This is a genomic window from Nocardia sp. MDA0666 (assembly GCF_003023875.1).
Taxonomy (GTDB): Bacteria; Actinomycetota; Actinomycetes; order Mycobacteriales; family Mycobacteriaceae; genus Nocardia; species Nocardia aobensis.
The window spans coordinates 43,319-56,225 of sequence record NZ_PYHT01000013.1 but is presented as its reverse complement, the minus strand read 5'-3'; the positions used below and the strand labels follow the sequence as shown (position 1 = coordinate 56,225).

Annotated in this window: 13 protein-coding genes and 1 tRNA gene; 4 read left to right on the top strand and 10 right to left on the bottom strand. The window is 68.8% G+C overall.

Annotated features, from left to right (window positions below; genetic code table 11):
• Positions 1–40 precede the first annotated feature (40 nt).
• Positions 41–667: an ANTAR domain-containing response regulator gene (locus C8258_RS19055; RefSeq protein ID WP_036500534.1), complete on the bottom strand. Its 627-nt coding sequence runs from the start codon at positions 665–667 to the stop codon at positions 41–43.
• Positions 668–864: 197 nt separating this feature from the next.
• On the opposite strand from C8258_RS19055, the gene C8258_RS19050 reads away from it, so the two are divergent.
• From C8258_RS19050 to C8258_RS19035, 4 genes are all read left to right on the top strand, one after another.
• Positions 865–951 (top strand) — tRNA-Leu (locus tag C8258_RS19050).
• Positions 952–1,064: 113 nt separating this feature from the next.
• Positions 1,065–1,646, top strand: coding sequence for a monooxygenase family protein (locus tag C8258_RS19045; RefSeq protein WP_106956355.1), 582 nt, complete (start codon positions 1,065–1,067; stop codon positions 1,644–1,646).
• A gap of 147 nt (positions 1,647–1,793) precedes the next feature.
• Entirely contained in the window at positions 1,794–2,423 is a 630-nt protein-coding gene (locus tag C8258_RS19040) for a low molecular weight phosphatase family protein (RefSeq protein ID WP_106956354.1), read from the top strand.
• A 107-nt stretch (positions 2,424–2,530) separates the two neighbouring features.
• Complete coding sequence (locus C8258_RS19035; RefSeq protein WP_106956353.1) at positions 2,531–2,935, top strand: hypothetical protein; 405 nt, start codon at positions 2,531–2,533, stop codon at positions 2,933–2,935.
• 11 nt (positions 2,936–2,946) lie between these two features.
• Here the strand turns inward: C8258_RS19035 and C8258_RS19030 are convergent, their stop codons facing one another.
• The 9 genes from C8258_RS19030 to C8258_RS18990 all read right to left on the bottom strand — a co-directional run bounded on the left by C8258_RS19030 (position 2,947) and on the right by C8258_RS18990 (position 12,867).
• Complete coding sequence (locus C8258_RS19030) at positions 2,947–3,855, bottom strand: acyl-CoA thioesterase II (RefSeq protein ID WP_233225190.1); 909 nt, start codon at positions 3,853–3,855, stop codon at positions 2,947–2,949.
• A gap of 1 nt (position 3,856) precedes the next feature.
• Positions 3,857–5,278: a pyruvate kinase gene (gene pyk, locus C8258_RS19025; RefSeq protein WP_106956352.1), complete on the bottom strand. Its 1,422-nt coding sequence runs from the start codon at positions 5,276–5,278 to the stop codon at positions 3,857–3,859.
• A 103-nt stretch (positions 5,279–5,381) separates the two neighbouring features.
• Positions 5,382–5,861, bottom strand: coding sequence for a TM2 domain-containing protein (locus tag C8258_RS33565; RefSeq protein ID WP_304598380.1), 480 nt, complete (start codon positions 5,859–5,861; stop codon positions 5,382–5,384).
• A 31-nt stretch (positions 5,862–5,892) separates the two neighbouring features.
• Positions 5,893–7,170, bottom strand: a complete 1,278-nt coding sequence (lgt, locus tag C8258_RS19015) for a prolipoprotein diacylglyceryl transferase (protein WP_369974775.1) — start codon at positions 7,168–7,170, stop codon at positions 5,893–5,895.
• Positions 7,171–7,220: 50 nt separating this feature from the next.
• Complete coding sequence (trpA, locus tag C8258_RS19010) at positions 7,221–8,012, bottom strand: tryptophan synthase subunit alpha (RefSeq protein WP_106956349.1); 792 nt, start codon at positions 8,010–8,012, stop codon at positions 7,221–7,223.
• A complete protein-coding gene (gene trpB / locus C8258_RS19005) occupies positions 8,009–9,283 on the bottom strand; it encodes a tryptophan synthase subunit beta (RefSeq protein WP_106956348.1) in 1,275 nt (424 codons plus the stop codon). Before trpB ends, trpA begins: the two co-directional genes overlap by 4 nt.
• The gene (trpC, locus tag C8258_RS19000; RefSeq protein WP_106956347.1) at positions 9,280–10,104 is read right to left on the bottom strand and encodes an indole-3-glycerol phosphate synthase TrpC; all 825 of its coding nucleotides are present in this window, start codon (positions 10,102–10,104) and stop codon (positions 9,280–9,282) included. The genes trpB and trpC overlap by 4 nt, the downstream gene beginning before the upstream one ends.
• 151 nt (positions 10,105–10,255) lie before the next feature.
• The gene (locus C8258_RS18995; protein WP_369974774.1) at positions 10,256–11,092 is read right to left on the bottom strand and encodes a TIGR02234 family membrane protein; all 837 of its coding nucleotides are present in this window, start codon (positions 11,090–11,092) and stop codon (positions 10,256–10,258) included.
• A gap of 197 nt (positions 11,093–11,289) precedes the next feature.
• Positions 11,290–12,867, bottom strand: coding sequence for an anthranilate synthase component I (locus C8258_RS18990; protein ID WP_369974780.1), 1,578 nt, complete (start codon positions 12,865–12,867; stop codon positions 11,290–11,292).
• Positions 12,868–12,907 lie beyond the last annotated feature (40 nt).

Below are 12,907 nucleotides of genomic sequence, written 5' to 3'. Positions count from 1 at the left end.
CGCGGCCGGCACACGATGCACGGCCGGCCGCGAGCGGCGATCAGGACTTCGGCGCGAGATTGTCCAGGACGACCTCCGCGACCGCCTTCATGGTGGTGCGGCGATCCATCGCGGTGCGCTGGATCCACTTGAACGCCTGCGGTTCCGACAGCCCCTGCGTCTGCATCAGCACGCCCTTCGCGCGCTCGACCAGTTTGCGGGTCTCCAGGCGGTCGGACAGGTTCGCGACCTCCTGTTCCAGCGCCGAGATCTCGTGAAACCGGCTGGCCGCCAACTCGATCGCGGGCACCAGATCCGATTTGGTGAACGGCTTCACCAGATAGGCCATCGCACCCGCGTCACGCGCCCGCTCCACCAGGTCACGCTGGCTGAAGGCGGTCAGAATCACCACGGGCGCAACACGTTTGGAGGCGATTTCACCGGCGGCATCGATACCGTCGCGCCGCGGCATCTTCACGTCCATGATGACCAGATCGGGGCGCAGTTCCACGGCCAGATCGACCGCCTGCTGGCCGTCACCGGCCTCGCCCACCACCTGGTAGCCCTCCTCGGAGAGCATCTCCACAAGGTCCATCCGGATGAGCGCCTCGTCCTCGGCCACCACGACACGCTTCGCGGCAGCCGGCGCGTCCTGCTTCGCGCCCGCGCCCCCTGCATTCGTTCCCATAGACAGACCCCTCGATATTCCGATGCCGATGCCCGATGTGCGCCTCCGGTCCCACCCTGTCACCGGCCACGCACAGCCGAGTGTCCTAAAGCGTACCGTTCAACTTCGCTCACAACCCATCTACCCAGCGGGAACCCGCCCGCGCGGGACCGATTCGGTAACCTGGGCACCCACCGGCTATCATTTCCTCCCGGTGCGCCGAGTTGGCGGAACTGGCAGACGCGACGGTCTCAAAAACCGTTGTCCTCACGGACGTGTGGGTTCGAGTCCCACACTCGGCACCATCTTCGGCGGTCCGATCGGGCCGCTTTTGTCGTATTCGAACCGAATCGGCAGCTTGTCCCGTGAATACGCGTAGGGTGGGGCACACGACCCCGGGCAGGAGGAGGTCGCGCGTATGCGGGTGAACCGGCTCACCGCGGATCTTTCGGGATATCCCGATCTGGTGGTGATCTATCTGGGGATGCGGGTGCGGACCCCGCGGGGGATGCTGCGTCTGCTCGGCCTCGGGCCGAAACTGTATCGCTCCCATCATGATCGGCCCGACGGGCTGCTGCGGCACGAGGACATCATCTGGTCGCTGTTCCCACCACACTGGGGCGCCCGCCAATACTGGCGTGACCTGGACAGCCTGGAGCGCTGGACCCGTTCCCAGCCGCACCGCGACTGGTGGCAGCGGTTCCTGCGCGACTCCGGCGGCACCGGATTCTGGCACGAGGCCTACTTCCTGCGCGGCGGCATCGACACCATGTACGACGATATGACCACAGCCACCGGCCTGGGGGCGTTCGCCCCGACCCGGGCGATGCGCGGACCGCTGTTCAGTGCGCGCGGCCGGGCCCACGACAACGCCGCCCGCGCCGGCGCGGACAACGCGCACCTCGGTGCGGAGCCGACGGTCGCGCCCGTCGTCGAGGAAGCCTCCTACTATCGAAACGCTTCCGGCGCCGACGGTTCCGATGCGGACCGGCAGGCGTAGCGCCACACCCGTAGCGCAGCCGGTCAGCGAAAATCCGGCAAACGGTCGAACGCGACCCGCTACGGGCAGTTGAACATCGCGTAAAATCAGCGGTTTTCGGCCGTCCCCGGCTTCTGCCGCGGGGCGCGGCCACCTACCGTAGCAGTCATGCACGTCCTGTTCGTCTGCTCCGGCAACGTCTGCCGCTCGGTGATCGCCGAACGTCTGACCCGCGCCGTCGCCGCCGAACACGGTCTCGACGACCTGACCGCCGAGAGCGCCGGCACCCGCGCGCTCGTCGGTTTCGGCGTCGATCCCCTTGCGGCACAGATCATCACGGGCCTCGGCGGCGATCCTGGCAACTTTTCAGCACGCAAGGTGAAGCCGGAGATGGTCGCGCGCGCGGATCTCGTGCTCGCGATGACCGAGCAGATCCGCGACCACATCATCGACCTGGTTCCGGATGCCCGGTCCCGGACCTTCACGCTGCTCGAGGCCTACCGGGTGGCGAAGGTCTCCGGCGCTCGCACGATCGCCCACATCGACAGTGCCCGAAACGATCTCGCACTGGTGGGGCGGGAGAACATCGCCGACCCGGTCGGTCTGTCGAGCGAAAAGTACTGTGCCGTCGGCGATCGTATCGCCGAGACGCTGGTCCCGCTGCTGCTCGCGCTGCACGCTCATCGTGACCCGGGTCGCACGGAGTCCGGCCGGCCCCGGCTGGTCCTGCTGCCCGGCGGGCGCATCGAGACCCCGCCGTGGGGTATCGAGCCCGTGCGAATCGGCCGTCACGCCTGAACAATCCGGCGCCGGGCATGCCGCTCTCCCGCGGATCGGGATCCGGGGTTAGACTCCCCGCGGAAACTGCCGACGCCGATGGTTCGACACCGGAACAGGACACAGACATGCCGAAACGAATTTCGGATGTTTCACTCCATGTTTACGTCACACCGGAAACGCTCGACCGCGTCGTGCACGCTGTGCGCTGCCTGGTCGACGACCACCTCGCCGAGCACGATGTTTTCGCCTGGCGCTTCACCCTGCCCGTCGACGCCGATCAACCCGATCACACGGTGCTGGAGACCCAGTGGCGCCTGGAACACCCCCACCGCGACCCGGGCGCGCGGCGCACCTACGAGATTGCGCTCAGCCTGGTGGGCGATCCCGATCAGCTGACCGAATCCGGCCTGGCCGCACTCGAACATCGACTGGTCCTCGGGATCGCCACCACCGCCGACGCCGTCCCCTACACGATTTCCGCTCTCCATCGCGACAGCTACGACTTCGACGAGAACCGCGAACGCCTCTGAACGCCGCTGCGCTACTTGCCGCGCGCCGGGAAGTGCCTGATCACGCCTTCCTGCACGACGGTGGCCAGCAGCTCACCGGCCCGCGAGTAGAAGTGACCGGTGGCCAGACCGCGCGAACCGGCGGCCACCGGTGACTCCGTCGCGTACAGGGCCCAGTCGTCGAAGCGGAACGGACGGTGGAACCAGATCGAGTGGTTCACCGTGGCGGCCACGATCCGGTCGTGACCCCACGACAACCCGTGCGTGGTGATGATCGAATCCAGCACCGTGGTGTCGGACGAATAGCCCAGCGTCGCAACGTGGATCAGCGGATCGTCGGGCAGTTCGCCGTCGGCCTTCATCCACACGCGGTTGTGGTTGAGGGTGCCGCCGGTGCCCTTGAGGATCCACGCCGGATCGTTGGTGTAGCGCATGTCGATCGGATGCGGCGCCTGCACGAACATCTGCAGTTTGTCCTCGAGCCCGGAGAAGGACTCCTCCACCCGGGGCAGCCCGTCCGGATCGGGCACCTGCGGCTGCGGGCTGGCGTGTTCCAGGCCCTTGGCCCAGTCCTGGAACGCCGCCAGCATCACGAACAGTTCCTGATCGCCCTGATACGCCGTCACCGTGCGATTGGCGAAGGCACGCCCGTCACGATGGCGTTCGACCCGGTATTCGATCGGTTTGCGCACATCCCCGCCGCGCACGAAATGCGCGTTGACCGCATGCACCGGGCGCCCCGGCCCGACCGTGCGACCGGCCGCGACGATCGCCTGCGCCACCAGCTGGCCGCCGAAGGTGCGACTCCACACCTTCTCCGGATGGTGACCAAGGAAAACGTCCTCGCCGATCTCCTCGAGTTCGAGCAGGCCGAGCAGGACGGCGAGATCGCCCCCGCTCTCGCGGCCGGTGCCGACCGATTCGCCCAGTGATGCACTCACCTCAGTGGTCCTCCTCGCCGATGCGATGCACGTGGATCAGGTTCGTGGAGCCGACGGTTCCCGGCGGGGAACCGGCCACGATCACCACGAGGTCGCCCTTGGCGTAGCGATTCAGCGACAGCAGTTCCTTGTCGACCTGGCCGATCATCTCGTCGGTGGTACCGACCGGCGGGACGATGAAGGTTTCCACACCCCAGGTCAGCGCCAGCTGACTGCGTACATCCGGCAGCGGGGTGAACGCCAGCAGCGGCAGCGTGGTGTGCAGGCGGGCCAGCCGGCGCACGGTGTCACCGGACTGGGTGAACGCCACCAGCGCCTTGGCGTTGAGCCGCTCGCCGATGTCGCGGGCCGCATAGGAGATCACGCCGCGCTTGGTGCGCGGGACGTGGGTCAGCGGCGGCACCCGGGTCGAGGATTCGGATTCCACGGCGTGCACGATGCGCGCCATCGTGCGCACCGTCTCGATCGGATACTGGCCGACCGAGGTCTCACCGGAGAGCATGACCGCGTCCGCGCCGTCGAGCACGGCGTTGGCGACATCGGAGGCCTCCGCGCGGGTCGGGCGGGAGTTGCCGATCATCGACTCCAGCATCTGGGTGGCGACGATGACGGGTTTCGCGTTCTCCCTTGCCATCTGGATCGACCGCTTCTGCACCAGCGGCACCTGCTCGAGCGGCAGCTCGACGCCGAGGTCGCCACGGGCCACCATGATCGCGTCGAACGCGAGCACGATCGCCTCGAGATTGTCGATGGCTTCGGGCTTTTCGAGTTTGCCGATCACCGGCACCCGGCGGCCCACGCGATCCATGATGTCGTGGACCAGCTCGACGTCCGCCGGCGACCGCACGAACGACAGGGCGATGAAGTCCACGCCCAGCCGCAGGGCGAATTCCAGATCCTCGATGTCCTTCTCGGACAACGCCGGAACGGAAACGTCCATACCCGGCAGCGAGACGCCCTTGTTGTTGGAGACCGGACCGCCCTCGGTCACGCGGCACACCACGTCGTTGCCTTCGACGCGGATCACGGTCAGGCCGACCTTGCCGTCGTCGACGAGCAGCCGGTCACCGGCCTTGGCATCCTCGGATAGTTGTTTGTAGGTGGTGGAGACGCGATCGTGGGTGCCTTCCACGTCGTCTACCGTGATCCGCACCTCCTCGCCCGTCGCCCACACGGTGCGGCCCTCGATGAATCGGCCCAAGCGGATCTTCGGTCCCTGCAGGTCGGCGAGAATGCCGACCGCACGGCCCATCTGCTCGGCGGCGTGCCGCACCTTGTGATAGTTCTCGGCGTGATCGGCGTGTTCTCCGTGACTGAAATTCAACCGGGCCACATCCATGCCGCTGTCGACAAGTTCACGGATCCGGTCCTCGGTGGCGGTGGCCGGTCCGAGGGTGCACACAATCTTTGTCCGTCGCATCACGCACCGAGCCTAGTCCTGCCGCCGCAGTGGCGCTGATCGGCACACCCGCCACTGTCAATCGACGAAAATATGACGCACATCACATATTTGCCCGGCATAGTCGTCACTCCTGCAGCGGACGGTTGTACGGGTCGCGCACTTTGCCGGTGAGGATCATGATCGCGTCGATGAACGGCCAGATGCCGCCCAGACCGCAGGTGAACAGCGTGACCAGCAGCTGGGCGACGCCGATGCCGGTGTAGCCGAGGTAGAACCGGCCGATTCCGAGGCCGCCGACGAACAGTTGCAGCAGCCCGGCGGTGAGCTTCGACTTGTCCGAGAACGGTTCGCCGTACATGTTGCGCCCGTACGGCGCCTCCGGATCCATGCCGTAGGGCGCGGGCGGATAGCCGGGGGCGGGAGCGTAGGGCTGGGCGTACGGGTCGACGGGCTGGCCGTAGGGCTGGCTGTAGCCGTAGGGGCCGGATTCGCCACCGGTTCCGTAGGGGCCAGATGGGCCGTAGCCGCCCGGATTTGCCGGTCCGGTACCCGGTGCACCGTACTGCGGGCCGTAGCCGGGCTGCGGCTGATAGGGGTCGGTCACGAAGTCCTCCTGGTTCGAGCGGTCGGCCCGCTCAGCTCTTGTCCGCCTTCTTCCGGCCCGGCTTACCCGACTTGCCTTCGGCCTGCCGCTCACTGTTCCCGGCGCTGGTGACACCGGCCGCATTCTTGTCATCGGCGGGCGGATCCAGTTCGTTGCCGGTCGACGCCGAATCGGAGGGGCCGGCGGTGGACTCGTCCGATTTGCCGGATACGGAGCCGGCGGCCGCGGGGTCGGACTCGTCGGCCTTCCCGGCCGGGCTCGCATCATCCGCGGGTTTCGCGGCTTCGCCGGAGTCGTCGCCGTCGGCGGATTCATCGGCCGCGACCGCAGCTGCGTTCTCGGTTGCGGCGGATTGCTGTCCGGCGGCGCCGTGCCGGCGCAGGGCGCCGATCTGCCAGGGCCAGGGGCGTTCACCGCCGGCAGCGAGCTGGGCGGCGGTTTCGCGGCCCTTGGTGGCGAGGGCGAAATACGCCAGGGCGCACAGGAATACGATCGCCGAGGTGTAGGAGTTGACCCGGATGCCGAAGATGTGGGTGGCCTCGTCGTCGCGCAGCAGTTCGACCCAGAAGCGGCCGAAGGTGTAGATCGCCACGTACAACGCGAACAGGCGGCCGTGGCCGATCCGCCAGCGTTTGTCGACCATCACCAGCACCAGGACGCCGAGCAGATTCCAGATCAGCTCGTAGAGGAAGGTCGGCTGCACGACCTTCTCCACCACGCCGGTGGAGACGCCGTTCATCATGTCGAGCCGGCCGTCGGAGTCGAACCGCAGATAGATCTCGAGGCCCCAGGGCAGATCGGTCTTGCGGCCGTAGAGTTCCTGATTGAAGTAGTTGCCGAGGCGGCCGATGGCCTGGGCGAGCAGAATCGCCGGGGCGATGGCATCACCGAAGGCGGGCAACGGAATTCGATACACGCGGCAGCCGATCCAGGCGCCGATGCCGCCGAGCAGCACCGCGCCCCAGATGCCGAGGCCCCCCTCCCAGATCTTCAGCGCGTTGATCGGATGGCCGCCGGCGCCGAAGTACTTCTCCCAGTCGGTGGCCACGTGGTAGAGCCGGCCGCCGACGAGTCCGAACGGCACGGCGAACATCGCGACGTCGAGCACCTTGCCCGGCTCGCCGCCGCGCTCGCGCCAGCGCCGCTCACCCCACCAGATCGCGACGATGATGCCGATGATGATGCAGATCGCATAGGCACGCAGCGGGAACGGCCCCACATCCCATACGCCTCGCGGCGGACTGGGAATATAGGCCAGTACCGCCCCACCGTGCACATCGACGCCGTCTGCCAGGACTGGAAAAGTCACGGGCCCCACCGTAACGGAGGGTGCGCCCGCCGCCCAGTTCGCGTCGGCGATCAGCTGGCGACGGTCGCCGAACGCACGCCCTCGGCGAGTTCCGCGGTGAGCGTCCGGACCTGGTCCAGACCCTGTCCCGCGGCCGTGACCAGCGCCGAGCCGACGATGACTCCGTCGGCATAGGAAGCGATTTCGGCCGCCTGCGCACCGCTACGCACACCGAGGCCGACACCGACCGGGATATCGGAGTGGGCGCGCACCCGCGCGCACAGTTCCGGGGCCGCCGAGGACACCGCGTCGCGGGCGCCGGTGACGCCCATGGTGGAGGCGGCGTAGAGGAATCCGCTACTGGCCTCGATGGTCTTGACCAGACGCTCTTCGGTGGAGGACGGGGCGACCAGGAAGATGCGGTCCAGATCGTGGGCGCGGGAGGCGTCGAACCACTCCCCCGCCTCCTCGGGAATGAGGTTGGGGGTGATCAGCCCGAGCCCGCCGGCCGCGGCCAGATCGCGGGCGAACCGGTCTACGCCGTATTGCAGCACCGGATTCCAGTAGGTCATCACCACAGCGTTGCCCCCGGCGGCGGTGATCGCCTCGACGACGGTGAACACGTCACGCACGCGCACCCCGCCGCGCAGGGCCTGCTCGGTGGCGGCCTGGATGGTGGGGCCGTCCATCACCGGATCGGAATAGGCGATACCGACTTCGATGATGTCGCAACCGGATTCGACCATCGCGGTGCACACGTCGATGGATCCGGCCAGGTCCGGGTAGCCCGCGGGCAGATATCCGATCAGCGCGGCGCGGCCCTCGCCGCGGCTGGCCGCGAAGGTCGATTCCAGACGGCTCACGAGCGATTCTCCTCCGGGGCGGCGGCGTCGTCGAACAGGCCGAACCAGCGCGCCGCGGTATCCATGTCCTTGTCGCCGCGTCCGGACAGATTCACCAGAATAATTGCGCCCGAACCCAATTCCCGGCCCAGCTGCAGCGCGCCGGCCACCGCGTGCGCCGATTCGATGGCCGGGATGATGCCCTCGGTGCGCGAGAGCAGCAGCAGCGCGTCCATCGCCTCGACATCGGTGATCGGCCGGTACTCGGCGCGGCCGATGTCCTTCAGGTAGGCGTGCTCGGGCCCGACGCCGGGATAGTCCAGACCGGCCGAGATGGAATGCGATTCGATGGTCTGGCCGTCCTCGTCCTGCAGCAGGTACGAGTAGGCGCCCTGGAAAGCACCCGGCCGGCCGCCAGCGAAAGTGGCTGCGTGCCTGCCGGTTTCGACACCGTCACCGGCCGCCTCGTAGCCGATCAGGCGCACGCCCTCGTCGTCGAGGAACGGGTGGAAGATGCCGATCGCGTTCGATCCACCACCCACGCACGCCACCACGGCGTCGGGAAGGCGCCCGGTCTGCGTCTGTACCTGCACCCGCGCCTCCAGGCCGACGATGCGCTGGAAATCGCGCACCATCAGCGGGAACGGATGCGGGCCGGCCGCGGTGCCGAAGCAGTAGTAGGTTTCCGAGGCGTTGGTCACCCAATCGCGCAGCGCCTCGTTGATCGCGTCCTTCAAGGTCTGCGAGCCGGTGGTCACCGACACCACGTCGGCGCCGAGCAGCCGCATCCGCGCGACGTTGAGCGCCTGACGCGCGGTGTCGACCGCGCCCATGTAGATCACGCATTCGAGGCCCAGCAGCGCACAGGCGGTGGCGGTCGCGACGCCGTGCTGACCGGCGCCGGTCTCGGCGATGACGCGCGTCTTGCCCATCCGCTGGGCGAGCAGCGCCTGGCCCAGCACGTTGTTGATCTTGTGCGAGCCGGTGTGGTTCAGATCCTCGCGCTTGAGCAGGATGCGGGCGCCGCCGGCGTGCTCGGAGAGCCGCTTGCATTCGAAGACCGGCGAGGGCCGGCCCGCGTAATCGCGCTGCAGCCGGTCGAGTTCGGCCAGGAAATCGGGATCCAGGCGCGACTTGTCGTATTCGGCGGAGACCTCCTCGATCACCGCCATCAGCGCCTCGGGCACGTGCCGGCCGCCGTAGACGCCGAAGTGGCCGCCGACATCCGGTTCGTGGCTGCGATGGGTGACGCCCTCGCTGGCCTGGGGCAGCTGCTCGTGCACGCCGGTCATCGGGTGACACCCCGCCGCAGCGGACGCGGGCAGGACGGATGGGTGCCGGCGGTCACCAGCTCGGAGACGGCGGCACGCGGATCGCCGCTGGTCACGAGGCTCTCGCCGACCAGCACCGCATCGGCGCCGGCGCCGGCGTAGGCGAGCAGATCGGCGGTGCCGTTCACGCCGGATTCGGCGATCCGGATGACCTCGGTGGGTAGGCCGGGCGCGATGCGGGCGAAGACGTCGCGATCGACCTCGAGGGTCTTCAGGTTGCGGGCGTTCACGCCGATGACCGAGGCGCCGGCGGTCAGCGCGCGGTCGGCCTCCTCCTCGGTGTGCACCTCGACCAGCGCGGTCATACCGAGCGATTCGGTGCGATCGATGAGCGAGGCCAGCACGTCCTGTTCCAGGGCGGCCACGATCAGCAGGATCACGTCCGCGCCGTGGGCACGGGCCTCGTGGATCTGGTACGGGCCGACGACGAAGTCCTTGCGCAGGATCGGCACGTCGACGACCGCGCGGACCGCGTCCAGATCGTCGAGCGAGCCGTGGAAGCGGCGACCCTCGGTCAGCACGCTGATGATGCGCGCGCCACCGTCCTCGTAGGACTTCGCCAGGCTGGCCGGGTCCGGGATGTCGGCGAGCTCACCCTTCGAGGGGCTGGCGCGCTTGACCTCGGCGATGACTCCGATCCCGTCCGCGTGCAGCGCGGCGAGCGCATCGCGCGGCGAGGGTGCCGCGGCGGCGGCCTTCTTGACGGCCTGGAAATCCAGGAGGGCTTCCCGAGCGGCCACATCCGCGCGGACCCCGTCGAGAATCGAGTCGAGTACCGTCATCTGGCTCGAATCCTTTCTGGGGAGACGGACTTGCTACCTGAGAATCCCCCCAGGTGCTGTCTCACCGATGCTGATAAAGAGTAAATGGAAGGGTAAGCCGAGCCGACGGCGGGGTGTGACGCCTGCCGCCCGGCGTGCCGTGATAAAGCGCTCATCGGCCCGCCTCGTCGTCGGTCGGGTCGGCGCCCGCGTCGAGCGCGTCCCACAGCACGCGCTGCGAGAGTTCGCCCGACTCCGGCTCCGGCGTGTGCGGAGCTGACGCCGGCGTCGCCGGGCGCGGTGCGTCGGCGGCCTTCGCGGCCGACTCCGTCTCCCCCGTGCGGCGTAGTTCGGCGACCTGTTCGGCGGCGGCGGCCCGGCGGAACACCGGGTTGTCGTACTTGCCCGACATGCGGGCCGTCGTTTCGGGCATGCGGGCCAGCAGCACTCCGGCGGCGAAGGCCGCGAGGGCACCGGCGACGCTGAGCGCGGCCGGGAAGGTGGCCGCCGTGGCCGCGTCGACATGCGCGCGGGCCGGCAGTTCGGCGAGCCGTGCGGCTCGTTCGGCGAGCTTGCCGTGCTGGGTCAGCAGGGCCAGGCCGGGCACCGCGGCGACCGCGGCGACCAGCGCCACCACCACACCGATCAGCCTGCGCAGCCAGCCCTTGGTGGCGAACACGGCCGCGATCGAGGCCAGCAGCACCAGAGCCAGCGGTGTCAGCGCGCCGAACCAGAGACCGCCGTTCAGATGCTGGGTGCGCGGTTCGGTCAGGCCGTCGGAGGACCGCAGCGTCACCCAGGTCATGCGCGAGGAGCCCCACAGCGCGGCCGCGCCGACGGCGAGCAGGAGGACCGGCAGCACAGGGCGGGCGCGTTTCGTGGACGCGGTCACGGCCTCGCCGGTATCCGTCTCGGGAACGTAGCGGTCGGGGTCACCGTCCCCGGCCCGCCGGACGGTCGGGTCGTCGCGCCGCACAGCGGCCGCGGATGCGGCAGCATCTCCGCCCACGGCTTCGCTCCCCGGTCCGGAACGGATCGGATCGCTGTCGGCGCCCGGTGGAACCGGCGCGCGATCGGCGGCGGAGCTGTCGGCATCGGACCGCCGCGGGCTCGCCGGCGTGGACGACGTGCCGTTCGTGCCCGGCGCGGACGTGCGTTGCGGCTGGTCCGGCGAATGTCGTTGGGCTGGGTCGGATTCCGGGTTGCTCATAGCAGGGTGCCGTCGGGTTCGGGGGTGAAGGTGCGCACGGTGCGCGCGGCGGCGACGGCCTTGAGGACGGCCATCGCCTTGTTGCGCGACTCCTCGTCCTCGTAGTCGGGCTGGGAGTCGGCGACGATGCCGGCACCGGCCTGCACATAGGCGATGCCGTCCTTGAGCAGCGCGGTGCGGATCGCGATCGCGGTATCGGCGTCGCCGGCGAAGTCGAGGTAGCCGACGACCCCGGCGTAGACGCCGCGGCGCGTGGGCTCGTTCTCCTCGATCAACTCCATCGCCCGCACCTTCGGCGCACCGGAGAGCGTGCCCGCCGGGAAGCAGGCGCGCACGGCGTCAAGGGCTATGCGACCGGCCGCCAGCCGCCCGGTGACCGTGGACACCAGATGCATCACGTGGCTGTAGCGCTCGATGTGGCGGTACTCGGTGACGCGCACGGTGCCCGGTTCACACACCCGGCCCAGGTCGTTGCGGCCCAGGTCGACGAGCATGAGGTGTTCGGCGTTCTCCTTCTCGTCGGAGAGCAGATCCTTCTCGAGCAACACGTCGTCCTCCTCGGTGGCGCCGCGCCACCGGGTGCCGGCGATCGGATGTGTCGTCGCCACACCGTCTTTCACCGTCACCAGCGATTCCGGACTCGAGCCGACGATGGAGAACGCGGTGCCGCCCGCGCCGTCGGGAATGTGCATCAGATACATGTACGGGCTCGGATTCGAGGCGCGCAGCATCCGGTACACATCGCGCGGTTCGCCGTCGAAGTCCATTTCGAACCGCTGCGACAACACCACCTGGAACGCCTCGCCGGCCTCGATCTCGCCGACCAGCCGCCGCACGCCCGCACCGAAATCCTCGCTCGTGCGGCGGCGGATGTAGTCCGGCTCGGGACGGTCGAAGACGGAGACGGTCGATTCGGCGGGCGCGGCCAGCGCCGCGGTCATCCGGTCGAGCCGGGCGACGGCGTCGTCGTAGGCCTCGTCGACGCGTTCGTCGGTGCCGTTCCAGTTCACCGCGTTGGCGATCAGCGTGATCGCGCCCTCGTGATGGTCGAAGGCGGCCAGATCCGCCGCGAGCAGCAGCACCATCTCCGGAACCTGCAGATCGTCGGTGGTCAGCTCCGGCAGCCGCTCGATGCGGCGCACGATGTCGTAGCCCAGATAGCCGACCAGACCACCGGTCAGCGGCGGCAGGCCGGGCAGGCGTTCGGTGCGCAGCAGTTCCAGGGTGTCGTGCAGCGCCTCCAGCGGATCACCACCGGCCGGTGCGTCGGCGGGTGTGGCACCCAGCCACGTCGCCTGGCCGTCGACGACCGTCAGCGCGGTGGGGCTGCCGGCGCCGATGAACGACCAGCGCGACCACGAACGACCGTTCTCGGCCGACTCCAGCAGGAAGGTGCCGGGCCGGTCCGCGGCCAGCTTCCGGTAGGCGGACAGCGGGGTCTCCGAATCCGCCAGCACCTTGCGCGTCACCGGCACTACGCGGTGCGCGGCCGCCAGCACGCGGAACTGGTCCCGGGTGGTGGTGGTTGCGGTTTCCGGACGGTCGAATGCGGCGCCGTGCATATCGCTCATCATTCCAGTCGGCCGCAACCGAGATTCCCTGGCCCCGTCGCGA

Bases quoted from the DNA above. Each gene is read 5' to 3' on its own strand.
- C8258_RS19055 (WP_036500534.1), bottom strand. From the start codon at position 667: ATGGGAACGAATGCAGGGGGCGCGGGCGCGAAGCAGGACGCGCCGGCT.
- C8258_RS19045 (WP_106956355.1), top strand. From the start codon at position 1,065: ATGCGGGTGAACCGGCTCACCGCGGATCTTTCGGGATATCCCGATCTG.
- C8258_RS19040 (WP_106956354.1), top strand. From the start codon at position 1,794: ATGCACGTCCTGTTCGTCTGCTCCGGCAACGTCTGCCGCTCGGTGATC.
- C8258_RS19035 (WP_106956353.1), top strand. From the start codon at position 2,531: ATGCCGAAACGAATTTCGGATGTTTCACTCCATGTTTACGTCACACCG.
- trpB (WP_106956348.1), bottom strand. From the start codon at position 9,283: ATGACCGGCGTGCACGAGCAGCTGCCCCAGGCCAGCGAGGGCGTCACC.
- trpC (WP_106956347.1), bottom strand. From the start codon at position 10,104: ATGACGGTACTCGACTCGATTCTCGACGGGGTCCGCGCGGATGTGGCC.
- C8258_RS18990 (WP_369974780.1), bottom strand. From the start codon at position 12,867: ATGATGAGCGATATGCACGGCGCCGCATTCGACCGTCCGGAAACCGCA.